This is a genomic window from Rhizobium sp. UGM030330-04 (assembly GCF_003208455.1).
GTDB classification, from domain to species: domain Bacteria; phylum Pseudomonadota; class Alphaproteobacteria; order Rhizobiales; family Rhizobiaceae; genus Agrobacterium; species Agrobacterium rhizogenes_A.
On the sequence record NZ_QKML01000016.1, the window covers coordinates 28,935 to 53,022 of the forward strand.

24 protein-coding genes are annotated in these 24,088 nt (G+C 52.8%); 12 read left to right on the top strand and 12 right to left on the bottom strand.

The features are described 5' to 3' along the window. Positions 1 to 218: 218 nt before the first annotated feature. From N434_RS21815 to N434_RS21840, 6 genes are all read left to right on the top strand, one after another. Positions 219 to 1,544 (top strand): DUF6538 domain-containing protein, encoded by a 1,326-nt coding sequence (locus N434_RS21815; protein ID WP_110760275.1) that lies wholly within the window; start codon positions 219 to 221, stop codon positions 1,542 to 1,544. Positions 1,545 to 1,630: 86 nt separating this feature from the next. After that, positions 1,631 to 1,810 carry a hypothetical protein gene (locus N434_RS21820; RefSeq protein ID WP_110760276.1) on the top strand — a complete coding sequence of 60 codons (180 nt, stop codon included), beginning with the start codon at positions 1,631 to 1,633 and terminating at the stop codon, positions 1,808 to 1,810. A 345-nt stretch (positions 1,811 to 2,155) separates the two neighbouring features. After that, positions 2,156 to 3,178: an AbiJ-NTD4 domain-containing protein gene (locus N434_RS25850; RefSeq protein ID WP_181424044.1), complete on the top strand. Its 1,023-nt coding sequence runs from the start codon at positions 2,156 to 2,158 to the stop codon at positions 3,176 to 3,178. Positions 3,179 to 3,423: 245 nt separating this feature from the next. Then, positions 3,424 to 4,380 carry an SIR2 family protein gene (locus N434_RS21830; RefSeq protein WP_146227680.1) on the top strand — a complete coding sequence of 319 codons (957 nt, stop codon included), beginning with the start codon at positions 3,424 to 3,426 and terminating at the stop codon, positions 4,378 to 4,380. Beyond that, complete coding sequence (locus N434_RS21835) at positions 4,335 to 5,114, top strand: hypothetical protein (RefSeq protein ID WP_146227682.1); 780 nt, start codon at positions 4,335 to 4,337, stop codon at positions 5,112 to 5,114. Before N434_RS21830 ends, N434_RS21835 begins: the two co-directional genes overlap by 46 nt. A gap of 26 nt (positions 5,115 to 5,140) precedes the next feature. Further along, positions 5,141 to 5,926 carry an RNA helicase gene (locus tag N434_RS21840; protein ID WP_110760279.1) on the top strand — a complete coding sequence of 262 codons (786 nt, stop codon included), beginning with the start codon at positions 5,141 to 5,143 and terminating at the stop codon, positions 5,924 to 5,926. A gap of 96 nt (positions 5,927 to 6,022) precedes the next feature. On the opposite strand, the gene N434_RS21845 is transcribed toward N434_RS21840, so the two are convergent. Continuing rightward, positions 6,023 to 6,574 (bottom strand): recombinase family protein, encoded by a 552-nt coding sequence (locus N434_RS21845; protein WP_110760345.1) that lies wholly within the window; start codon positions 6,572 to 6,574, stop codon positions 6,023 to 6,025. Between the two features lie 571 nt (positions 6,575 to 7,145). Here N434_RS21845 and N434_RS25510 point away from each other — a divergent pair. Then, complete coding sequence (locus N434_RS25510) at positions 7,146 to 7,883, top strand: hypothetical protein (RefSeq protein WP_146227684.1); 738 nt, start codon at positions 7,146 to 7,148, stop codon at positions 7,881 to 7,883. Between the two features lie 334 nt (positions 7,884 to 8,217). Here N434_RS25510 and N434_RS21850 read toward each other — a convergent pair whose 3' ends face one another. From N434_RS21850 to N434_RS21865, 3 genes are all read right to left on the bottom strand, one after another. Next, positions 8,218 to 8,742 (bottom strand): hypothetical protein, encoded by a 525-nt coding sequence (locus tag N434_RS21850; protein ID WP_146227686.1) that lies wholly within the window; start codon positions 8,740 to 8,742, stop codon positions 8,218 to 8,220. Between the two features lie 345 nt (positions 8,743 to 9,087). Then, a complete protein-coding gene (locus tag N434_RS21860) occupies positions 9,088 to 9,420 on the bottom strand; it encodes a zinc ribbon domain-containing protein (protein ID WP_110760282.1) in 333 nt (110 codons plus the stop codon). Between the two features lie 11 nt (positions 9,421 to 9,431). Continuing rightward, the gene (locus N434_RS21865; protein WP_146227688.1) at positions 9,432 to 10,145 is read right to left on the bottom strand and encodes an FmdB family zinc ribbon protein; all 714 of its coding nucleotides are present in this window, start codon (positions 10,143 to 10,145) and stop codon (positions 9,432 to 9,434) included. A gap of 149 nt (positions 10,146 to 10,294) precedes the next feature. Between N434_RS21865 and N434_RS21870 the strand changes: the two genes are divergently transcribed. Next, positions 10,295 to 10,543 carry a helix-turn-helix domain-containing protein gene (locus N434_RS21870; RefSeq protein WP_110760284.1) on the top strand — a complete coding sequence of 83 codons (249 nt, stop codon included), beginning with the start codon at positions 10,295 to 10,297 and terminating at the stop codon, positions 10,541 to 10,543. A gap of 115 nt (positions 10,544 to 10,658) precedes the next feature. Here N434_RS21870 and N434_RS21875 read toward each other — a convergent pair whose 3' ends face one another. Continuing rightward, positions 10,659 to 11,480, bottom strand: coding sequence for an RES family NAD+ phosphorylase (locus N434_RS21875; protein WP_110760285.1), 822 nt, complete (start codon positions 11,478 to 11,480; stop codon positions 10,659 to 10,661). A 222-nt stretch (positions 11,481 to 11,702) separates the two neighbouring features. Further along, positions 11,703 to 12,128 (bottom strand): hypothetical protein, encoded by a 426-nt coding sequence (locus tag N434_RS21880; protein WP_110760286.1) that lies wholly within the window; start codon positions 12,126 to 12,128, stop codon positions 11,703 to 11,705. Between the two features lie 430 nt (positions 12,129 to 12,558). Between N434_RS21880 and N434_RS21885 the strand changes: the two genes are divergently transcribed. Continuing rightward, a complete protein-coding gene (locus tag N434_RS21885) occupies positions 12,559 to 13,848 on the top strand; it encodes a pilus assembly protein TadG-related protein (protein WP_110760287.1) in 1,290 nt (429 codons plus the stop codon). Between the two features lie 33 nt (positions 13,849 to 13,881). Here the strand turns inward: N434_RS21885 and N434_RS21890 are convergent, their stop codons facing one another. The 6 genes from N434_RS21890 to N434_RS21915 form a co-directional block, all read right to left on the bottom strand. Further along, on the bottom strand, positions 13,882 to 15,876 hold the full coding sequence (locus N434_RS21890; RefSeq protein ID WP_110760288.1) for an alpha-glucosidase: 1,995 nt from the start codon (positions 15,874 to 15,876) through the stop codon (positions 13,882 to 13,884). Positions 15,877 to 15,888: 12 nt separating this feature from the next. Next, on the bottom strand, positions 15,889 to 16,743 hold the full coding sequence (locus N434_RS21895; protein WP_035220846.1) for a carbohydrate ABC transporter permease: 855 nt from the start codon (positions 16,741 to 16,743) through the stop codon (positions 15,889 to 15,891). 4 nt (positions 16,744 to 16,747) lie between these two features. After that, positions 16,748 to 17,659 carry a carbohydrate ABC transporter permease gene (locus tag N434_RS21900; protein WP_003519885.1) on the bottom strand — a complete coding sequence of 304 codons (912 nt, stop codon included), beginning with the start codon at positions 17,657 to 17,659 and terminating at the stop codon, positions 16,748 to 16,750. A 174-nt stretch (positions 17,660 to 17,833) separates the two neighbouring features. Next, positions 17,834 to 19,069 carry an ABC transporter substrate-binding protein gene (locus N434_RS21905; RefSeq protein ID WP_065117631.1) on the bottom strand — a complete coding sequence of 412 codons (1,236 nt, stop codon included), beginning with the start codon at positions 19,067 to 19,069 and terminating at the stop codon, positions 17,834 to 17,836. Positions 19,070 to 19,121: 52 nt separating this feature from the next. Further along, positions 19,122 to 20,198, bottom strand: a complete 1,077-nt coding sequence (locus N434_RS21910) for an ABC transporter ATP-binding protein (RefSeq protein WP_110760289.1) — start codon at positions 20,196 to 20,198, stop codon at positions 19,122 to 19,124. Between the two features lie 335 nt (positions 20,199 to 20,533). Continuing rightward, on the bottom strand, positions 20,534 to 21,238 hold the full coding sequence (locus N434_RS21915) for a GntR family transcriptional regulator (RefSeq protein WP_110760290.1): 705 nt from the start codon (positions 21,236 to 21,238) through the stop codon (positions 20,534 to 20,536). A gap of 100 nt (positions 21,239 to 21,338) precedes the next feature. On the opposite strand from N434_RS21915, the gene N434_RS21920 reads away from it, so the two are divergent. From N434_RS21920 to smoA, 3 genes are read left to right on the top strand one after another with little or no spacing between them, the layout of a single operon-like run. After that, a complete protein-coding gene (locus N434_RS21920; RefSeq protein ID WP_110760291.1) occupies positions 21,339 to 22,496 on the top strand; it encodes an LLM class flavin-dependent oxidoreductase in 1,158 nt (385 codons plus the stop codon). After that, positions 22,496 to 23,389 (top strand): aldo/keto reductase, encoded by an 894-nt coding sequence (locus N434_RS21925; RefSeq protein WP_110760292.1) that lies wholly within the window; start codon positions 22,496 to 22,498, stop codon positions 23,387 to 23,389. The genes N434_RS21920 and N434_RS21925 overlap by 1 nt, the downstream gene beginning before the upstream one ends. Further along, positions 23,389 to 23,913 carry an NADH-dependent FMN reductase SmoA gene (smoA, locus tag N434_RS21930; protein ID WP_110760293.1) on the top strand — a complete coding sequence of 175 codons (525 nt, stop codon included), beginning with the start codon at positions 23,389 to 23,391 and terminating at the stop codon, positions 23,911 to 23,913. The genes N434_RS21925 and smoA overlap by 1 nt, the downstream gene beginning before the upstream one ends. Positions 23,914 to 24,088 lie beyond the last annotated feature (175 nt).

The following is a 24,088-nucleotide window of genomic DNA, read 5'->3' on the forward strand; positions in this document are numbered from 1 at the left end:
AATAATCCCGGCAAATCGCCTAATTCAAAATCAAAACATAATCAAAAAGATAAGATGTTTCCAAAATATTTTGCAATAGTTGTTTTGTTTTTAAAGCAAGTTGAAAGCATAATTTTCGTCAATTCGAAATTTATAGTTGACGAATATTCACGGAAGGCGCTATAAGAGAGTCAACCAAAAGGAGGTTTCTTTTAGTTTCGTTGATCGGGTTTCAATATATGATCGCGCAAAATTACTTACACAGACGGCAGAACGGCTATTACTATTTCTGCGTCAACATCCCTACGCGATTGCGGAAGTCCACGACGAAACGCCAAATTTGGCGCTCATTGAGGACACGAGATTTAGGGACGGCGAAGAAGCGTGTCGCCGGTCACATCGCGGAAATCTTGCCGCTCTTCGATGATGAGCGCCTGCCTGATGAGGCTCACGTTGACTACAAGCGTGTCAAAGCAACCGCTGAGAAGCTCACCGCAAAGTACGAACCGCATACGGCAGTCTCCGAACAAACTGTTGATCAGTTGATAGAGCGTATCAGCGAAATCGTGGATGTCCGTGCTGTTATGCCGACTCCAAATGTTGTGCAGACTGCTGCTTTAGTCGGCGCGATGGAGATGCCGCCGCTCTCTTGGGCAGATGCTTTCGAGAAGTTCAAAGCTCTTTCGTCTGAGAAAGTTAAGGGCAAGAACGAGCTTCAGACGAAGCGTTTTTGGCGGCGTTACGAAGTTAAGACCGAAGATTACATCGCGGCGATGGGGGACACTGACGTGTTGAAGATCACCAAGAACGATGTGAAAAAGTACCGCAAAATTCTGAAGGAAAAGATCGATACCGGCGAGTTTTTAAGCAACGAAGCTAATAAGAAGATTAGCTGGCTCGGTGTGATCTTAGAGACCGTCTTTGATGAGGAATACGAAGGGAAGGAGAATCCTTTCGCGGGCATCAGAATTTCTGGCTACGAAGACGATGGCAAACGAGCGCCGCTCACCGCTGCGGAGATAGCAGCAGTTACGGAAGGCTTGAAGACATCAGGGGCACGACCTGAAATCAAAGCTCTTATCCGCATTGGGATGTGCACAGGTGCGAACGCGAAGGAACTCGCGCTTCTAACCCCCGCCGATATCCATCTGGATGCGTCTGATCCATACATTTCCATTCGCCCCAATGAACTTCGCGGCAAGGTCAAGCGGGGAGGGGCGCGTCATAGAGATGTCCCGCTAATTGGTGATGCGCTTGCCGCCATGCGTGAATTCCCCAACGGCTTTACCATTTTCCATACGAATGAAGGACCAACTCAGGTCAACTGTGCGATGTCCGACTATTTCAGAAAGATGACGCCGGGAAAGGGGAAGGGCTTCGGCAGCTTCCGCCACAACATGGCTGATTGGCTTCGCAGGAGCGGGGCGAATGACACCCTCAAGGATTCAATTCTCGGGCACACCAACACCAAATCCCATTCGATGCACTACGGCGATGGATACGACATTGAGAACAAAAAGGAGGCACTGGAAAAAGCTCTTCAATACGCAAAGCTACCAATCTAAAAACTTGAATATCAACTCAATATGCTGAGACGTGAAATGAATTTATATTATGAATACCGGCATATTCCTATCATGGAATATGGAAATTGCAGAAATACACATTTGAAAAGCTCGTTAAGAGCGAGAAATTACGAAACGAATTCTTCGATCATTATGATTGGCTGATCCGTATCGCGAAAGAAAAAGGCTTCATCGACGCGGCACTTGCGCATGCCAAGGCGAAAAAGCGGGTTCAAGACGAACTCAATCTAATCATCGACATCTGACGGCAAATGACGCGCTTTGATTGAGCCAACCTGTGGATCAGGTGGCCCAAGTGTAATTAGACCCTCGGAAATCATGGTTTGTTCGCCTCTTATGTTGACTGGAAACATCGCGCAGATGATACTGCGAAGCTGCAAGCAGCACCTTCATTTTGATTTTAAATGGAAAGGTGCGCCTGCCGATGGATCAGCAACTAACGGTCAAATTTCTCTTCTTCGAAGCCAGTGCATCTGGTCTCGTTGCGGTTGTCCTCATCTTTCTGCTTGCAATCATGGCTATGGGTCTTGCTGCTTATCGCAAGTGATGCATTGTTGCGGGATGGGTAAAGTCAGACGGCTGGAATAGAAATGCTCACAGACATCTTCGCAGAACGCTATTACAACACACCGCTCAGCAAATTGTATGACGAACGCAAACGGCGGTTCATGGTGCAGTCTTGCAGGATAATCACCGAGCAATTATTCCCGTATTATATAAGTGGCGACGAGAGCAAGCATGCGAGGGAGTTGCTGGAGGCGATCTCCAACAAATTATCGATGGAACTCGGAACCGATTATCTGTCGCCGCTCTACACGTTGACCCACAGAAACTCGCCTTTGCAAATTATCAGGGCGTTTATGCAAGCCGTACCTGTAGATTATGCCGACGCTGACGAATTCATAAAACAACGAATAAGCTTTGTAGAGCTAGCTTTCAGAGAAGCCGAAGCTCAGGTTGAAGTGGCTAATGCCCATTTGCCGAAGCGACTAGAAGCGCAGAGGAATGGGAACGTCAATAGCTTGGGGCGGTCCTTGCGAGTACCCGGTCTCAGCGACGAATATTTTATTGCTGCCAACAAACAGCAAAATGAGAGCCTGCGGGAAAATGTTTATGAAATTAACGAGCGGTTTCGCCAAGCCGCGTTCCCTTTGACATACCACAACGGTTTCGTTCAATTTTCTGACGACGCTTTCATCAACGAACAGGTGAAACAACCATTCTGGCAAGCAATAGCCGATCCAAAGTGGGAAAATGTCGAAACAGACATCTTGGAAGCCATTGATCGGCGTGACAACCGACGACCAGAAGCTGCCTTATCTGCTGCTAAGGCTTTGGAAAGCGCGATCAAGATCATTGCTCATGATCGAAACGCGACAACTGGTAAAGAGCGCGGTGCAGTTAATTTCATCGAAGCTTTAGCTGTGGACAGGGGCGGAAACCTGATCGCGACGTGGGAAGCAAATGTTTTGAAGAACTTCTTCGGTGAGGTTCGAAACAAGCTTGGGCATGGCGCGGGTCCAATTGAAGCAACAGTCTTGTCCAAAGAACAAGATGATTGGGCAATAGAAACCTGCATGTCATGGATAAAATCGCTTATAAGTCGTCTTTGACGGGTTTTGTCCGTTGTCCTTGCGTCGGTCATCGCCCGACTGCCTTGGCAGTATTATGGGCATATCTCGAAAATCGCGACCTTCCGCGCAAAAATAGCATTGCAAGCCAAACTCAACGCATGATTTAGTTCGCGGTGGGTAAAGTTAGGTATTGGGTTTGGCTGAGAATGTTTCGAAATAATACTGTGTTCGTAGTTGGTGCTGGTGCAAGCCACGAGTTCGGTCTGCCTGTTGGCGAAGCGCTCATGAAACAGATACAGACCAACTCAAGCTTTCATTTTGACTTTGGCACGATGAAAGAAGGCGTGGAGCCAATTTTTCGATGCTTGGTCAATAGATATACGAAAAACAACGAAGCAATTAATGCCCGTTTTTTGGCAATGGCTGAAATACATCGGGCGATTGATCATGCTGGCTCAATAGACGAGTTTATAAACCGCCATAACGGCGACGAGATAATCGCAGAGGCAGGAAAGCTACAAATCGCCTACGCAATCTCGAAAGCAGAGCGGTTAAGCAAGATGGCTCAGATCACGCAACAATCATACCGTTCTTCAGAGCCAGATTTTTCTGACACTTGGATAAAGCCTTTTACGCGAATGCTATTCGATGGCGTTCGGAACAGTGATGTTGAAACCCTTGGGAACAACATAACGATCATATGCTTCAATTATGATCGCTGCATTGAAACTTACTTAGAATATGCCATCGTGAAGACGTTTCGAGACGTTTCGCCAGACGTAGCACGACAGATAGTTAAGAACATCAACATCATCCACCCCTATGGAAGCCTTGGTGATATGCGTGACCATCCTTTTGGGAGCGAAGCCAAGCCAGAGCGCATTTGGGCAATGAGTGAAAATATCGTCACTTGGTCCGAATCCATGGGCAGCGACATTTCTCCAAGAATTCATGACGCAATGACAAACGCCACCACTGTCGTCTTTCTTGGCTTCGCTTTTGCTCCGCAAAATATGAAGCTTTTAGAAGTTCAGGGTGGATTCGATGACACGTGGCGAGAAGTTGAGACATTTGCTACCGCTTACGGATACAATTCCGTCATAAACGAGCGACTACGGAAAAAGATTATTGATCTGTTTTCTCCGGAATTTCCAATCATCACCGAAGATCGGGTTCACATTCAGTATGATATGAAATGCGCCGAATTTCTGAAGGCGCACAGCATGGCATTGGTCGTGTAATGAAAAAGATTTGGAACCAAATAAATTGGCTTGTTATCGCGTTCGCAGCCACGATTGCATACATTACATTCATCGTCTGGAAGGTTGAGTTCTGGAAGATATGGGATTTTCTATCCGAATCGAGACTCAACGAAATCGGTGACTTTCTTGCTGGCGTGTTCTCACCGCTAGCCTTTATTTGGCTTGTGGCGGCAGTCCTCACGCAAAGACAGGAATTGACTGAAACCCGTGATCAATTCGCGGAGAACCAGAAGGTTGTCGATGCGCAGTTGAAAACCATCAACGAACAATCTGAACTGCTTCAGCAACAACACACATTGGCAGAAGAGACGGCTAAGAAGACGTATCGATTGAGCCTGTTCGATGAACGCTTTGACATCTACAGCAAACTTGTCGCTTTCCATACAGGAATTTCAAAAAAGCAGGTATTTGAAAGAAGCGATTTGAGGCAACTTCAATACATTAAAGCGAGGTGCGGCTTCGTCTTTAGTCTGGAAATCGAAAAGAATATTGAGGACATAGAAAACTCGCTAATGGAACTCTTGGATAATCAAGAGGAATGGGAAAGCACTTGGTCGAGAGACGCTTTCAATCAAATCTACGAGCCACAAGATAAAAAATCAGCAGCGATTAAGACGGCGCAAAACAATCATCGGGATACGATCCTCGACAGTCTTCACCCAATATCTCTCCAATACCTGATGCGTTCGTCTATGCGGGTGAGTGACAACTGATTATGAATATAAGATGGGGGAAATGAATGAATTCGAAGCCGCAAAAGCCGAATACTGAAGAAACTGCCCAACAGAAAGCCTTGCCCTTTTGCGGAATCATTATGCCTATCGCCGCCATGGGACAGTACGAAAAGTCTCATTGGGACCGAGTAAGGATTATTCTTGATGAAGCTATAAAGGATGCTGGCTACACGCCCCGGCTCGTCAGTGAGAGTGAAGACATCGGTGTAATTCACGCAAGGATCGTCCAGAACCTATACGACGATCCAATTGTTGTTTGCGATGTCAGTGGCAAGAATGCGAACGTTATGTTTGAACTCGGTTTGCGTCTGGCATTCGACAAGCCCACCATCGTCATCAAAGACGACCTGACCGACTACAGTTTCGACACGTCGCCCATTGAGCATATCAACTACCGAGCAGATTTGCGTTTTGACGATGTTCGCGATTTTAAGAAAAAGCTCGTGACAGCAATTGCGGCATGCGTGGCAAGAAAAGGAAAGGACGAAAATTACTCTCCATTCCTAGGGCATTTCCATCGTGTGAAGGTTACAGCCTTGGAGACGACTGAAGTGGGGTCTCAACAATTCATGCTGGATCAAATGCAGGCTTTGCAGAAGGAAGTTGCTCGGCTCGCGAATAGAATTGACATAGCAGGTAGAGATATAAACAGGGACGTGGTTGGCGAGTATCTGATCAACAATTCTAATTCGAGGAGAGATGAACTAGGTGCCCGAATATCGAACCTGCTTTTAGGGAAAACGGACGACAACAATCCCTTCGTTGACATTTTAGGACCCAAGGTCAAGTGACCACAAATCCCGCCCGCGCCGCCTCCAGCCCAACCTTTTCGTCATATTCCAAAATTGTTGAACAATATTGATTTATTGTTCAATTTTTTCGAGCAATCATGTTTTTGGTTCGAGATATCGGTAGACAGTTGCCCTGCCGATCCCAAGTGTCTTGGCGATCTCGGTTGGACTTTTGCCAACCGCCACTAGCTCGTTGATCTTCGCACCGTCCACAGTGGCTTTCCTGCCCTTGTAGACGCCTTCCTTCTTCGCCTTGGCAATTCCCTCCAGTTGACGTTCTTTCCTAATGGCTGTTTCGAATTCAGCGAAAACGCCAAGCATCTGGAGAAAGGCTTTTCCGGCTGGCGTACTCGTGTCGATTGGCTGTTCAGTAGCCTTCAATGAAACCCCTTTGGATATTAGGCGGTCAACGATAGCGGATAGATCGGCTATAGAGCGGGCTAGACGGTCAATGCGGGTAATGATGATGGTGTCACCCTCCCGAGCGAAATCGAGCAGTCTGGAAAGCTCTTCTCTGCCTTGTGTCGTGGTGCCGCTTTTCTTCTCTTTCAGAATAAGCGTTGCCCCGGCTGATCGGAGGGCGTCTTCTTGCAAGGTCAAATCCTGATCGACCGACGACACTCTGGCATATCCGTATATGACTGACATCTGATGACCCTTTTGTCTCATTTGACTCTAGATGTTCGAGTCGTAACGTCTCGGAATGCGGAAATCAACCCTAATGAGACGCTAAAAGTGTCTCACGCGAATGTCTCGCTACGGTTTACTCAAATGGCACAATTTGTAGAACCGACGATGCGCATCGCTGCCACCCTCATAGGGGCGCCAACACCTGAATATCCACCAGTCCATAAGCTCTTCTGTGGCTTTAGAGGGGGATGGTGGACGACCCCGTACAAAATATCTCTGGGCGAGTTAGCGGATTCGGATCGATGCCAAGGAATGGAGGTGAACTATAAAAAGACAATAAATTCAATATTTTGCTTGAAATAAACGCGTAAATTTGATAATATTTTTATAAAGCTGGATCAGTAGTGATCCCAACTGCGGAGACTATAATCCGCATAAAGCAACTTCATAGACTAAATAAGAGATAGCCGGTTGCGGCGATCAAGGGTCCGCTCATTAGAGCGACTTTGATTTTCTTTATTTTAATTTTCATATGCGCCTGTCTATGATTGGCGCAATTAGATTTATATTGCCTATTTATAGAGTAAACATGACATCAAACCAAATAAAAGAATGGATTTTCAACACAATTATTGAAAAAGCATGGTTCGACGTAAAAAGATCAGATGATCCAGATACACGCAGAATAAGAAGATATATAAAAAACAATGCATTTATTGTTACTGTTCAACTCAGGAGCTATGGTGATCTCCAAAACATTATAGACGCACAGCGGAGAGTTGATAAAGCATTTGGTTGCTATCACGCTTCAATTCTGAGACCTCAATGCTTTAATAATGGCAAAGTGACGCGATGGAATAAAAAGCTTCAGCCACTAGCCTTCATAGCTTTCGACATGGAGGGCAGTCGTCAAAATAGCTTTCATACAACTACATTTTATCCGCATGGTCATGGCGCGGTTTTGTTTCATGAAAAAACACTCGCAAACTTCCAAGCCAGCCATCGCAGATTTCTTACACCGGACGGCGGCTATAAGGTTCTCAATCCAACGGCAGATATTTCACTCGTAGACTTTAAGCCGGTGAACAGCCTTCGTGACCTTGATCAATTTTTGGGCTATTCGCTGAAACTGGAAAGCCATCTTAGGAGCAATCAAACGAATTACGCTCCGTTCAATTTTTTTCCGGCTTCGTCGATCTATTTCCCATTTTGGAATCGCTTCCCTCACAAAGACGTTTTTGCTGGTCAGGAAGGTCAGTCGTCAATTCGACCACCGATTTCGCTACCACAATCACCCGGAAAAGAAGGGCTAGAATTAGCAATCTGAATTCGTTGGCGTCTCTCTCAATATTCGGAGAATAAATGAAATCAAACGGCTTTGGACGGTTCGAACAAAGGGTCATTGTTCACGTCGATCAACAATATGTATCACTGGTTGAAAGCCAAAATGGTGGCAGGAACACAGGGAAGTATGATGCTCATCATACTTTCGTGTGTTCGAGGCTTTCAACCCGAAAAGGCGATGATGAGGGGATCGTTTCGCATTTGTTAGTCTTACTCAAAGACCTTCCAGAAGACGCTTGGTACATCGACTGGAAGCGATCTCATTATTGAGGTCTGTACGCCGCCGCATCTGCGGCAGAAACCCAAGGTAAGATCCCTCACTCTTTGGACTTTGCCAGCCCTTTAGAAACATTTCCTGTGCAAGCATCGTCACCGTTCCCTGCAACGGCTTCCTTGGCAATCCACTTACCATCCTCGAACAGAAATGCTTCGAGAACGCATGTTTCCCAGAAGCTATCTGTATACCATCGAGCAAGCATAAGTATGCTATTTGGTTTAAATTCCAGGGTCAGCGCCTGATTAAACTCCCCACCTCTCGGAAAATCGTAAAGCTGTCCGGTTCTATTGTTCGCCACTATCACCGTTGTACAACCAGTGCCGCAGCCAAATTGCGCAACAGATAACTCTCCGGCAAATGTTACGCCAGACTTTATCGCATCCGTTACTCGCGTCTGGAAGGGCGCAAAATCTCTTGCCTGCCCATTGAAATCGGGCATACGCGCTTTCCCTATAAAAACATCTTGTGCCGGGAAAGCTGAAAATTCCAAATCGGAAGCTCTCGCAAAATCAGAGCCAATCACGCCTGCGATTATAGAAACCGCTATTAAAGAAAGAGTTTTCAAAACGGTCTCCGTAAAAGGGTTAGCCACAGTCATCACAAGGCGGAACAGGCTTTTTAACCTTATAAAGCTTTTGCATCTCGGCTTTACCGATATGCCTTGGCTTTACGAAACAATCCAATTGGTTCTCGATAGAGAAGTAACTTTGGTCAGGGAGCAACCACGTTCTCACACACTGAAATTCCTCCTCTGATTCCGCAGTGTTGGTATTCCAATAACAACGGGCTTTGACCATTTTTTTCTGTTTGACGTACTCCAGCACGTCCTTTTCTGTCACGCATTTTTCTTGCGAAAATGCGACTGCCGTAGAGCTTACAAGAAGCAGAATTGCGATGAATAATTTGGGCATTATGCGGCTTTCGGGCGAGTGAATACAACAAACAGCCCTAGGATCACGGCTCCGATAACCCAGAGTACGAGGAGCATTGCAACGCCCAAACCTGTGCCGATTGCTGCACCGGCTTGCTCTGCGCCAGACAAAGCATCGTAGTCTTTTGTGGCTGCACTGAATCCGCCGACCACCCAAATCGCCATCAGAAAATTGAAAAGCACAAACGACCATTTAAACAGCTTCCCAAAGAAACCGCGCTTTGGCTTGCGAAGCTGTGTACCGCAAGATGGGCATTTGAATGCCGCGTCGCTGACGTTGTTATTACATTCCGGGCAGCTAATAAGCGCCATAGTCAATTCTCCTATTGTTTGGAAATATCGGTAAATTTGAAAAGGAATTCTGGAGCGGTCATTGCGCCTCGAATGGTGATGCTTTGCTCGAATAAGCCGTCCGCTTCAGCACGGATGAAGTCGCCGGAAACCTTTACCCTGTCGCCAGCCGACATGTTCATGAGGGTAGCGTAAAGCGGAGTTCCCTTTTCGATCAGGGTCGAATGAAGAACATCCGAGATGGCATTGTTCCATGTCGTAAGGTTAATGTTTGAAGCGACGCGAACGACTACGACCGCATTGCCATCGCCGTTGGTTTCCAGCTTGCGAAGTGTACCTGACCATCCATCGGCGCGAAGCTGTCCACCAACCGCTTTCAAGATCGCCACACGGCGTTCGTCTCGCAGAACACTTTGCTGAAGTTCATTTCCAGCAGCGTCAAAACGGGTTTTGTATTCGCTGATTGCTGCGATGAAGCTTGCCTGCCGTTCTGGCAAAGGCGAGGCGGTGGATTTGACGGCTGACGTAGGAGCAGCGGTGGTACTGTTGCCAGCAACAGTGCCTTTCTTTGCTTCACCTGAACCAAAAATTGCGCTGGCAATCACCAGCACGGCGAAACCACCGCCAAACCACTTCAATTTCGAGAAACGCCCGCCGCCCTTACCGCACTGCGGACACGACTTCGCCTTCACCGAAAACTGCTTTCCGCAGTCTTCGCATGTTTTCCATAGACTGTCTGATTTCACTTAACCCTCTTTAGTTCCTTAAATTCAACCAATCGTAGGCGCATCCGCCCGCATTTCCCCACCACGCGATCATTCTTGAATATGGAATTTTTCCATATCGGATTTTTCAATATACTTAAAGAGCCCTTTCAACCAAAGAGGGCTTTTTCTTGCAAAAAACGATCTGGTCTAAAGGTCATCGTGCGCTCATCGACCTTATTATCGATAAGCGGAAAGCGGCAGGGCTAAAGCAAGAAGACGTAGCTAAAGCACTCGGGCAGACACAGCCTTGGGTAGCGCACCTCGAAGGCTATGAACGGCGCGTTGATGTGATTGAGTATGTGAGGATTGCTGAAATTGTCGGCTTCGACGCATCAGCAGAACTGCAAAAACTGATCCCGGTCATCTTAAAGGGCTAACGATTGATTTCTTTCAGATGCGCCACCGTCCCAAAACAGGTGTAATGGAACACAGGTCCGCAAATTAGGAATCAGAGAGATGAATTTTGCATCTTCATCGCATAACTGGGTGAAATTACCTGATCTCAGGGAAAATCCTCCTTTGTTCAGCCGATCCTATCCGGTGATAACGCGCTTTTCCAGTTGAGGCATCGAAATCGCACACGTAATCGACATTTAGCGCCCCGCTGCTCGATTTTTTTTGATTGCAGATCATTACCCCAGAAAGAGTAAGGCAAGTTCGCGGCTTTCCCGGCAAAAAAGCAACATTGAACTTAGCAGGCGATTGCACCGAACGGTAACACCACGCATCTTGCTCAGGAAGGTTATAAAAAGTATCTGCAATAGCCCGCGTGATCGAATAGACGCCTTCCTTCCCCTCATCAGCGATCCTTGCAAATTCCTCCTCAAGAAATGAGTAGAAAAATTTTGTTTGGTCACTTTTAGGAAAACTTGCAGCAGTGTAATCGCCTATTACAGAAACGTTCACCTGCTTCTTACATTTGTACACCATGACCGCGATAGACTTGCTTGATCTAGCTCTCGCTTCGTCGATGGCGAGGTCAAAATCTCCGGGACAACAATAAAGAATACTCTGATTTACCGAATTTAGGCGGCCCTGCGACTTAACAAAAGACGGCGGCGGTTCCCAAGCATCATTTAAGTTAGATATCGTTCGCAACGGTAATATCGTGTCATCTTCAGGAATAATCCTCACTCGGTAAAAAAGAGTATTAGGAGGGTAATGCCGCATTTCCGTCGGAAACGAATAGACATTCCCAAATATTGAGGAAAGCGTTTCGATGCACTCTTTTTTCGATATCCCTTTCACCGCGCGCTCTCGAAAACTTGTTATTCGGTTTCTGATAGCGCTGTCGTCTAGGTCGGATTGAAACATGCGTGATCCCGATAGTTGCAATCGCCAATAGTCTTAAAGAAAAAAGCCTACTGCAATAGGTTTCCCACTTAAAAACGCGCTATTATCTCGCTAAATATCGCTACGAAATTTGCTGCGAACTTGTTGGCAAATTTACCTACAAAGCGTTGAATTGTATGTATAATTTTATCCCCAACAATCCTGTCGGGTGCGCCATTCTTGTAGCGTTAGGAGCTTCGCTGGCTATCGGGAAACTTCATTTGAGTAACGCAGATTTGAAATGAAATTCGCTGCAATTGTGGAGATTCGAATAGCTCCAGCCATGAACGTAGACACGCTCGTCGTTGGCAGACCATGCTTTGCTTGGAGTTCATCCACTATCAAGGCGAAATTGTCGAGTGTCCCGACCCTATGTATTCTCACCGCAGCAATCTTATCATCGCATATATAGAGGCTGAAGTCCGTCTCGCTGACCACCCATTCACTGGGAAAGACGGGAGACTTCTTTAACTCCCATCCTCTTGCGGTAGCGCTCTTTCTCGCATCAGCAAAGCGTTGATCCAACTCGAAGCCATGCAAATCGTCGAAAGATTGAGCGTAAGCCGTATTGCCAACGACAGATATCATCATGACAAAAATGATCGATTTAAGCGCAGAGAAATTCAGCATCGGGGCCCTGTGATCATCTTCGGGAATGCAAGTTTAGCTCCCGTGGAGCATCGCGTCTGCTAGCGACGAATTGCTAATGGAATTGCTAATAAGCAGCTCTAAAAAAACGCTGAAAAATCAACAAAAACAGTAGCGAGCCTCACCCGGATCAGGTTCAAGGGTCCGGCTCATCGCCATCTCAGCACCGTTCGGTGCTCCCCTCGGAAGAGTTTGTTTTGTAGGTCAAGTTTCATAAATGTCAACGTCCCACCAGCGATCCGTCGTCAGGCGTGATCTTGAATGCCCGAACGGCCTCGCGCCGGTGGGTACCTCCCATTGGCGTATTAGTTATTGAGGAAATTAGATTTATCGAAAATTAGTTATCTCTTGAAACTGCCTTTCAATATTATTCGACTAACTTTCGCTCCGGGGAAAGTTTCCGGGGGCGAATTTGAAGAACATCTGGCAGGATAAATCGGGAAATTTCGGCATTCTCAGCGCCCTGTTGATGGTGCCGTTGATTGGGGCGGCCGGCGTGGCTCTTGATATAACGCGTGGCATCGCCGTCAAATCGGACCTCCAGATGGCGGCGGATGCCGCGGCGCTTGCGGTGGTCGCCGATACGTCGTCGAGCGTTCACAAGGCAAAGGAAATGTCGGGCGACGGTGTCATTTCGCTTGGCACTGATGAAGCCTCCGCATTCTTTGAAAGCAATGAGCGGGCCAATCCCGACTACAAGCTCCTGTCTCTTGACGTGTCGGTGATCAAGCAAGGTAATGCCATCGAATCCTCGGTCAATTTCACGGCATCCGTCGGCACGACGCTTTCACGGATACTCGGAGAGGATCTCATCACCGTTTCGGGCAAGGCGACCGCCAAATACGAGACGGAAACATTCAGCGACTTCTATGTCCTTCTGGATAACACCCCCTCGATGGGCGTTGGCGCGACGCCAACCGACGTTGCCACCATGGTTGCGAATACGAGCGACAAATGTGCTTTCGCCTGTCACATCGTGAAAGACGGGGTGGTGGATAAGAACAGCTATTACTACAAAGCCAAAAGCCTCGGGGTCACAACGCGCATCAATGTGGTGGCGCAGGCCACGGCAAGCCTGATGGATACGGCAAAGTCCATGCGCAAAAGCAGCAATCAATATCGCATGGCGGTTTACTCCTTCGGAGAGAAAGCGGAAGATACGAAGCTGCTCGAAGTCGTGTCGTTGACATCTGATCTGGCGATCGCGAAGAAAAAAGCCGCTGAAGTCGACCTGATGTCGATCCCCAAGCAGGGGTTCAACAACGACCAGCAGACCGATTTCGACCGGGCACTGACCCAGATTGGCGACAGGATCGGCAGTTCGGGCACCGGTGCAAGTTCGGCCAGCCCCGAAAAGATTATCTTCTTCGTTTCAGACGGCGTCGGCGACAGCTACAAGCCATCCGCCTGCACCAAAAAAACCACCAGCGGCCGCTGTCAGGAGCCGATCGATATCAAATATTGCACGAAGCTGAAGGAGAAGGGTTTTCGGATCGCCGTGCTTTATACCACCTATCTGCCGCTGCCGACCAACGACTGGTACAATAGCTGGATCAAACCCTTTCAGCCGGAAATCGGCGCACGCATGCAGCAATGCGCTTCGCCGGGCCTGTTCTTCGAAGTCAGCCCGTCGCAGGGCATCAGTGATGCGATGACCGCCCTTTTCAAAAAGGCCATCACATCACCCCGCCTGACGGGGTGATGGCAGGGACGAACCCACTCGTTTAGCCCTTTGTCAGCCAATGGTGCGAAGCTGTTCAAACAGCGGACGATGGCTGCTATCTGCACGATAGAACACAGCCGGCTCGCCGAGCGGCGCTTTGACGGTGACGTCCTGCCCGCCGGGATAATGCGTGCCGCTCCACAGGTGCACCCATTCACCGTCGCCTGGAAGATAGAGCGAGCGTTGCGTTTCACCTGCTTTCCAGACCGGCGCGACAAGCATGTCCGCCCCGTAGAGATAGCAGTCCTGAATGGCATAGGTCTGCCGGTCATCCTCGAAATGCAGGAAAAGCGGGCGTTGCACCGGCAGACCTGTCTCAGCCGCCTCTGCGGAAAGCGATTTCAGATAGGGGGCGAGCGCGACGTAAATTGCCGTCATGCGGGCGAAATGGGCGAGAACCGTTTCGTCCTGATCGATCTGGAGATTGTCGCGCGGGCGGTTGCCCTCATGGGTGCGCATGACAGGCGTGAAGGCGGCCATCTCCGTCCATCGCATGATGAGCTCCGCTGTCCGGACATTGCCGAACAGGCTGGTGTATCCGCCAATATCGGAATGGTGATAGGCGTTGCCCATCAGGCCGGAAGAGAGCGCGCCGCAGATGACGGTGACAAGCCCGTCGTGGCGGGAGAAATCGACGGACTGGTCGCCACCCCAGATCAGCGGGCAATGGGCCTGCACGCCGGTGAAGCCTGCGCGCATGAAGAACAGCGCTTCACCCGTCTTGCCCCGGCTTTCGACGGCTTTCGCGTTAACCTCGGCCCAGAGGGTGGGCCAGGCATTGTGCATCAGCTTGGCATCGACGCCGTTGAAAAGGTTGATGTCGATCGGCAGATATTCGCCAAAATCGGCCATCCAGCCGGAAAGGCCGAAATCCAGCATGTTTTTGCCGATGATCTCTTCGGCAAACCAGTCGGCGGCGGCCGGATTGGTGAAATCGACGACGCCGCAGTCGAATTCGCCGAAATCCACCAGCGCCGTCTTGCCGTCCGCGCCAGTTGCGAAATAACCGGCTTCTTCGGCGACCGGGAATAGCGGGCCGTCAACGCAGAGATAGGGGTTCACATAGCCCAGGAAACGAATGTCGTGATCGGCCAGCTCGGCGATTTTCTGGCGCAGATGCGGGTAGCGGGTGTCATTGGCCTGCCAGTCCCAGAAGAGGCGCGCACCGAAAGATGTCTGGCGCAGGCCCACCCAGTCCTCGCACCAGAGGCCGGAGACCTTCGTTCCGGCTGCGCGAATTTTCTCCAATCGGGCAAAGGAGTTGACGCCGTCCTTTAATCCGATGATCGCGCCGTTATAGACCCATTCCGGCAGTTCCGGCTGGCGTCCGAACCGCAGCGACAGGGCGGAGACGATATCGGTGAAGGCATCGCCGGCGAAGAATTCGATCTTTTCCGGGATCGCCCATATTTCGATTTCGTGGAAATCGCCGTTGCGGAAATCGAACACCGAATAGGCGCTCGTTTCCACATGCAGGGCGTATTTGCGCGACGAGAGGTAGGTCGGCTGTGGGTAGTTGGTGTTGTAATAATCGCCACCCGCTTTGCCGCTCACATCGGCCTTGAAGGTGATCTCCGAGGTCTTGTCGCGGCCGACGCCGGGTTCAGAAGTCCAGAGCGGGAAACGCCGGCCGCGCATGTCGAAATAGGACATCTGCTCGCCGCCGCCCCAGACGTGCTCGTCCGTTTCCGCGGCAATCCGCAGCCACAGGCGGTTGATGGTTTCATCCAGCGCCGTCAGTCTGATAGCGTTGCCGTCCAGCGTCAGGCGCAGGCGTGGGGCCTGTCCGGGCGCGGAGGAAAGCGTGACGCTGTCGCCATTCAACTCGGCGTGGCGCAGGGCGGTCCGCTCGATGACATAGTCCTCGATGTCGAAATTGCCGCGATACATATCCATCCGCTCGCGGCCATAACCGGTGAAGAAGGCGGGGTTGTCTGGCGAATGGGACAGGATGGTGCGGCCGCCGATTGCGAGTGTGAAGCCGTCTTTGGTCTTTTCGAAATGCATGACTGTACCTGTTTAGCCCTTGAGACCACCGGCTGTGAGGCCGGAGACAACCCGTTCCTGAAAGATGACGATCAGGATGGCGACCGGCACGATGCCAACCACCAGCGCCGCCGAAATGACCGGCCATGGGAAAGCGAACTCGCCCTGATAAAGCTGGATGCCGACGGGCAGGGTGCGGAGGGCCGGATTGGAATTGAAGGAAAGCGCCAGCAGGAATTCGTCCCAGGCATTAACGAAGGCGAGAATACCGGCGGTGAAGACGCCCGGTGCGCAGAGCGGCACGACCACCTTGAACAGCGCGCCGATGCGGGTGCAGCCATCGATCATGGCGGCGTTTTCGAGATCGCGCGGAATGCTTTCGAAGAAGGAGACCAGCATAAGCGTGCAGACCGGCAGCGAAAGCACGGTGTAGGGCAGGATAAGCGCCGTCCAGCTGTTGAGCAGGTTCAGCGCCCGCATGATTTCGAACAGCGGCACCAGCAGCGTCACCAGCGGAAAGGTGGAAACGGCGATGATGAGCGAGAGGATCAGTGCCCGGTATTTGAGGTTGAGCCGCGCCAGCGCGTAAGCCGCCAGCACTGAAATCAGGATGGTGAGTGCGGTCGAAAGCAGCGCCACCATGAAGCTGTTGAACAGGAAGAGATGCAGCGGCTGATCGGAAAAGGCCTGCATGTAGTTGGCCAGCGTCGGCGCGTGCGGAAACCAGGTGATCGGCTTCGCCGTCAGTTCCGCTTCCGTCTTCAGCGAGGTGAAGAGGATCCAGATTGCCGGAAACAGGCCGTTCACCAGAAGGATGGAGGCCGCAATGAAGCGCAGAGGCTTGCCGGAGAAGAACGAGGACAGACCGGAATTTGCAACGGTGCTCATGGGATCAGTCCTTCGTCCTGATGATGCGGAGATAAACGGCGGTGACGCACATGGAGAGCGCAAACATCATGACAGCGAGCGCCGAACCGTAGCCGAGATCGAGGAAGGAAACGGTGTTCTGGTGAATGTACATGGCAAGCGTCGTGGTGGATGTGCCGGGACCGCCGCCGGTCATCATGTAAGGAATATCAAAGGTCTGCAGCGCCGTGATCGTGCGGAAGATGAGGGCGACGACGATCGAGGGCTTGAGAAGCGGCAGGGTGATTTCGAAGAACTGCCGGATTTTACCGGCGCCATCCACATCCGCCGCCTCATAGAGTGAGCGGGGAATGGTCTGCAATCCGGCAAGGATCATCAGCGCCATGAAAGAGGATGTCTTCCAGATGATCGTCAGGCAGATGGCCGCAAACGCCCAGTTGGGAGAGTTGAACCAGATGACGCCTTCAAAGCCCAGCCGGTTCAGCACATCATTGACCACACCATACTCGTAATGGAAGAACCACGCAAAGATCAGGCCGGCAAAGGAGAGCGGCAGCGCCCACGGGATGAGCAGCGACAGGCGCATCGGCCATTGCATGGAAAAGGGCAGGTTGGCGAGCAGCGCGAGGCCGAGGCCCATGAACAGCGCGCCAGGCACGGTAATCAGCGTTATCAGAACCGTATTCCAGGTCGTTTCCCAGAAGATCGGATCGTCGAACATCGCCGTGTAGTTTTCAAAGCCGATGAATTCCGCCGGCAGGCCGGATGTCAGCGACAGGCTGAAAAATGAGGTATAAACGAGCCGCGCCACCGGATAGACGATGATCAGCGACAGAAGAATGGCAGCAGGCGCCAGCAGAAGCACGGCAAGCGACCGGTCGCCGAGATCGAGCCACCGCGTCCAGCGCGGCAGCTGCTTTTCGTCCACCCGGACCATGGTTCTTTCCGGCATTGTCACACCTGCCACTCCCGCAACTGGATTCACGTCATCGTCTCCCGATCGGACCGGTTCATATCCGGCCCGTTTATCGCACCGCCCGGGCGCGTTTATTCCTGTCCGTCGAAGCAGCCGGAAAGGGCATGAAACCATGCCGCTTTCCGGCTTGGAAACTTAGCGCAGAACGCGCCGCAGACGGCTTTCCATCTGCTTTGCGCCGTCTTCCGGCGTCATGACGCCGGCAAGTACGCCGTTGACGGTGGTGCGGATCGTCTCGCTGACCTCGTTGTAACGCGGCGTCACGGGACGGGCCTTGGCGGTTTCAACCACGGGCAGGGCATCGGCAAACCACGGGATGGCCTTGGTCACGTCGGCATCCTTGTAAAGCGCGGCATAGGTCGGCAGCAGCGTGGCGTTGATGGCCATGAACTTCGAGACATCCTGACCGGAGAGATATTCCACCAGCTTCTTGGCTTCATCCTGCTGTTTGGAATAGGCGGAAACGCCGAATTCCCAGCCGCCGAGGCAGGTTGTCTGCTCGCCGCCCTTGACGGCCGGCAGGCGGGCGACGCCAACCTTGTCGTTCACCTGCGATTCCTTGCCCTGGAAATGCGTCCAGGCGTAGGACCAGTTGACGGCGAAGAGAACCTTGCCGGCCTGGAATTCCTTGCGGGTGTCGTCGGTCGCGACTTCGGAAATGTTCTTTTTGGAAATGCCTTCATCGACGAAGCTCTTCCAGAGCTTCAGCGAATCCACGGCCGCCTGATTATCGAAATTCAGCTTGCCGTTTTCGACCAGCGACTTGCCTTCGCTCCAATAGGGCAGGAGGAAGGTGCAGACCGCGCCTTCGATCGCCTTGCCCTGGAAGGACAGGCCCTGAAGCTCGGGGTTCTTTTCACCCTCCATCACCTTCTTGGATGCTTCCTTCAGCTCGTCCCAGGTGGTTGGTGGCTGAATGCCGTATTTGTCCAGCAGGTCCTTGCGGTAATAAAGGAACATGGAGTCGGCGAAGGCGGGCAATGCCACGATTTTGCCGTCCACGGTGTTGGCTTCGGCATAGGTCGGCAGATAGGCGGACATGTCCTTGCCGGAGAAATCGCTGGTCCAGCCGGCGGTGGCGAATTGCGCCGGACGGATGACGTCGAGCATCAGCACATCGAGGCTGGAATCCTTCGCCGACATCACGGTGTTGAGATATTGCGCCTGCATTTCCGAGGTGTTGCCGCCTGTCTCGATGACAACCTTCACGCCCGGCGTCTTCGCCTCATATTGATCGAGCGCCTTGCGCCAGACATCCGGCTGATGCTGGCTGGAAACGAAGATTTTCAGTTCGGCATCGGCAAAGGCCTGTCCCGAGAAAGTGAGCATGGTTGCGCAGAGCGCTGCCCTGGTTATAGCTTTGAATTTCATGTGTTCCTCCCGTTATTAAATCCGTTGGCCGCAGCGTTTCCACGCCCGGCAATCAGTGGATGGAGCGCTCCGTCGCGGCGTCGAAAAGATGAACCTTGGACGGATCGAGCCCGATCCTAAGCTCCTCGTTCGGCGCCGGGCGAAGCTGCGGCGGCATTCTGGCGGTCAGCGCCGCATCGCCGAGGCTGAAATGGACGAGCGTATCGGAACCCAGCGGTTCCACCACCTGCACCTTGACCGCAAGCTGCGTATCGAAGCCCTCGGCGTGGCCGAAATGTTCCGGGCGAATGCCGACAATGACGTCGCGCCCTTCGAGGCCCGTTTCGCGGGCTGGCCGGATGGCCGCCATCGGCAGGGAATTGCCGTCGGAAAATGTCAGCCGGTCGCCATTTACCCTAGCGCGGGCGAAATTCATGGCGGGTGCACCGACGAAACCGCCGACAAAGACGCTTTCCGGACGGTTATAGACCTCGTCCGGCGTGCCGACCTGCTCGATATCGCCGCCACGCAGAATGACGATACGGTCGGCCAGTGTCATGGCCTCCACCTGGTCATGGGTGACATAGATGATTGTCGTGCCGAGCTGCTGGTGCAGCCGCTTGATTTCCGTGCGCACCTGTCCGCGAAGTTTGGCGTCGAGGTTGGAAAGCGGCTCGTCGAACAGAAACACCTGCGGCCGGCGCACGATGGCGCGGCCCATGGCCACACGCTGGCGCTGGCCGCCGGAAAGCTGGCCGGGCCGGCGGTCGAGCAGATGCTCGATGCCGAGCATCTTTGCCGCCTCATTGATGCTGGCGCTGGCCTGCGACGCGCTCACGCCGCGTACTTTGAGGCTGAAACCCATGTTTTCGCGCACGGTCTTGTGCGGATAAAGCGCATAGTCCTGAAACACCATGGCGATGTCGCGTTCGCGCGGCGGCAGCCGGTTGACGACGCGGTCACCGATCATGACCTCGCCGCCGCTGATGCTTTCCAGACCCGCGACCATGCGCAGCGTCGTGGATTTGCCGCAGCCGGAAGGGCCAACGAAAACCACGAATTCGCCATCGTTGATTTCAAGGTCTATGCCCTTGACGATACGCAGGGCACCGTAACTTTTGTCCAGCTTGCGCAGGCTGACCGAAGCCATATTTTCCTCCTCACGACCGGCTCGTCCAAAATCCGGATGGACGCAAAAGCCGGTATCAACCTTCAAGTTCCACGTATCGCTCTGTCGAAAATCTGTCCCGATTATCCGGCGATAGCGTGGGATGGCGAAACGCCTGTCTCCCTAATTCCGTGATATTACCTCTCACAAAAAGGAAATCAATAGTGTATCAATTTTATTTCTGACAGAAATCAAAAACTATTAAGTCGTTGATTTAAAGAAATATAACCGCGAAATCGCCAGCTGGGCAGGTCGCTGCTTCCTTGCCTCCCGTCAAATTCCTTAGCCCGTGTGGATCACGCGAATTTTGCTCGATCTCAACGTATGCGAGAAACATAACGGGCGACCGTATGGTCGAACCATGTCCATGAGACTTCGGCCACCGCGCCATCCTGCGCCTGGCTGAGACGCAGCACGCGCGGCACCGGCGCGCCCGGCTTCTGACCGAAGGCCTCGGGCGCCCATTCGGGCACATCGCCCAGATCGATGCGGTCCTCCGCCTTCGATATCCAGAGATTGAGACGGGTGCGGTAATAGAGATAGAGGGATTCCGACATGTTCTCGATGGCGATCGTGTCGACATAAGAACCGTCAAGCCAGATTTCCTCGATGGCCGCCGGCTTTCCGGCAATGCGCCGGAGGCGGCGGATGCGATGTCCTTCCGTCGAGGTGCCGAAGGTGGGCAGGGCGGCGGGTTTGGCAAGCCGCGCCACATCCAGAACCTCCGCCGTCGGCAGGCCGCCACCCTCGATCATCTCGAGGCGGAAGAAGGCATAAACGCTTTGTGGATCGCTGACGGCGCGGATGTAATTGCCCGAACCCTGCACGCGCTCCAGCAGGCCGCGTTCCTGCAATTCGGCGAGTGACTTGCGAAGTGTGCCGACGGCAATACCGAGATCGGCCGCCATGTCCCGTTCCGGCGCCAGCTTTTCGCCGTCGATCAGCCGGCCCGCCGCCACCTCGCGTACCAGCATTTCGGCGATCTGCAGATACATGGGCAGGCTGCCGCCAGTGTGTTTCATGATGCCGTTTCCTCCCCGAAACAAAAATTGATACATCATTGATTTACATATTTCTTGATGTTATGCAAGAAAAACAAGAGCGGCCCTGAGGAGGAATTGCATGACCGTCGTACCCGTTACATCCGCTGATCTCGATGCTGCCGAGGTCTCCTGGTTTTCCGCTTTGTGCTCCGATGATTACGCCTATCTGGGCGTGCCTGACGGCAGCCTGCGTTCCAGCTTCGACCATTGCTCCGATATCGTCAAAAAGGCCGAGGAACTCGGTTTCCGCAACATCCTCTGCCCCTCTTCCTATCAGGTCGGGCAGGATACGCTGAGCTTCGTTGCAGGCTGTGCGCCGATCAGTGACCGCATCAATTTCCTTGCGGCGATCCGCTGCGGCGAGATGCAGCCGATCATGCTGGCGCGCACCGTGGCGACGCTCGACCACATGTTGAAGGGCCGCCTGACGCTCAACGTCATCAGCTCCGATTTTCCCGGAGAGGTGGCCGATAGTGCGTTTCGTTACAAGCGCAGCCATGAGGTCGTGCAGATCCTGCGTCAGGCATGGACGCGCGACACCATCGACCATGACGGTGAAATCTACCAGTTCAAGGGCGTCTCCACCGAGCCGGCACGGCCTTACCAGCAGAATGGCGGGCCGCTGCTTTATTTCGGCGGTTATTCGCCGGATGCGCTCGAACTCTGTGGCGCGCAGTGTGACGTCTATCTGATGTGGCCTGAGACGAAGGACCAGCTGGCGGACCGTATGCGCGCCGCCAATGAACGTGCAGCCGCCCATGGTCGCACGCTGGATTACGGCCTGCGTGTCCACATGGTGGTGCGCGATACCGAACAGGAAGCCCGCGAATATGCGGAGCATCTCGTCTCCAAGCTCGATGACGAATATGGCCAGCTGATCCGCAACCGCGCCCATGACAGCGGCTCGCTCGGCGTGTCGCATCAGGCGCGTGCCCGCGAACTGGCTGACAAGTTCGGTTATGTCGAACCCAATCTGTGGACCGGCATCGGCCGGGCGCGCTCCGGCTGCGGTGCGGCTCTCGTCGGTTCGACGGATCAGGTTCTGTCGACGCTGGAGGAATACCAGAAGATGGGCATTCGCGCCTTCATTCTTTCCGGCTATCCGCATATTGATGAGGCTGAACACTTCGGTACCAAGGTTCTGCCGCAGATGAAAACCTGCTCCCTGCCGCATGCCTACGGCCGGGTACCTTCTGAAACACCTGCCACGCCGCTCGGCAACGGGGAACGCCACTGATGGAACGCATCGCTCTTTCCGACAAACTCGAACTCAGCCGCATCGTTTATGGCATGTGGCGCATCGGTGACGATAAGGACACCTCGCCCGCCCATGTGCAGGCCAAGATCGAAGCCTGCCTGGCGCAGGGCATCACCACCATGGATCAGGCCGATATTTACGGCGGATACACGGCGGAAGCCATTCTGGGTAACGGCCTCAAGGCTGCTCCGGGACTGCGCGACAAAATAGAGATCGTCACCAAATGCGGCATCGTCGCACCGGCCGGACGCCACTCCGCCGCCCGCGTCAAGCACTATGATACGACGGCTGGCCATATCAATGCCTCGGTCGAGGCGTCGCTGCGCGACATGGGAACCGATTATGTCGATCTCCTGCTCATTCATCGCCCTGATCCGCTTGTTGATGCGGAGGAAACCGGCAAGGCGCTCGACGCACTGGTGGCGTCGGGCAAGGTAAAGGCCGTTGGTGTCTCCAACTTCCGGCCATGGGATTTCTCGCTGCTGCAATCGGCCATGAAAAACCGGCTGGTGACGAACCAGATCGAAATGAGCCTTCTTGCGACGGATTGTTTCACCAATGGCGATCTGGCCTTTCTGCAGGAAAAGCGCGTTTCTCCGATGGCATGGTCGCCGCTTGGCGGTGGCTCGCTGTTTTCCGGCGCTCATGGTGGAACCATGGCGGCGCTGCAGCGCATCGGCAAGGAGCAGGGTGTTGATGCCACGGCCGTGGCGATCGCCTGGTTGCTGCGTCATCCGGCGAAGATCGTGCCCGTGCTCGGCACCAACAATATCGAGCGCATCAAAACGGCGGCCGATGCCCTCAGCGTGACGATGGACCGCCAGACCTGGTTCGAACTCTACACCCTTGCGATTGGAAAAGAGGTGCCGTGATGACAGTGGCAGAGGCGATCAAGATGCCTAACGAACATGTATTCGTTCCCGGCGGCGAAAACAGCCGCAGCTTCCGCAATGCGCTCGGCGCTTTCACGACAGGCGTAACGGTGGTGACCGCCACGACGCCGGAAGGCCCGATCGGCATGACGGTCAACAGCTTCGCGTCCGTGTCGCTCGATCCGCCGCTGGTGCTGTGGTCGCCGGCCAAAAGCTCGTCGCGTTATCAGGCCTTCAGCGGTGCCACGCATTTCGCCATCCATGTGCTGAGCGCCGATCAGGATGTGCTGAGCGCGCGCTTCACCCGCAATGGCCGCGCCTTTGATGATCTGGACTGGGAAATGAACGACGAAGGTGTTCCGGTCATTCCCGGCACGCTGGCCCGTTTCGAATGCCGGCAGGCGGCCGCCCATGATGCGGGCGACCACACCATCATCGTCGGCGAAGTGTTGCGCGCCGCTCACCGCGATGGCGACCCGTTGTGCTTTTCGGGTGGGACCTTCGGCCGGTTTGCCCGGCAGTAAAAGGACCCGGGCCGGGTTTTTTCCATTCGCTGACAAGGGCCCTGTTATTCCAGCCGTAGCGCCCCGGCGAATTTCTTCGAGGCGCCGAAGCGCCTCGAAAGCCTGCACTGGAGAATGTTCGGCCTAAACGGAATCATCGGACCCGCTCTATCCTTTTGTTTTCCGGTATCTTCCG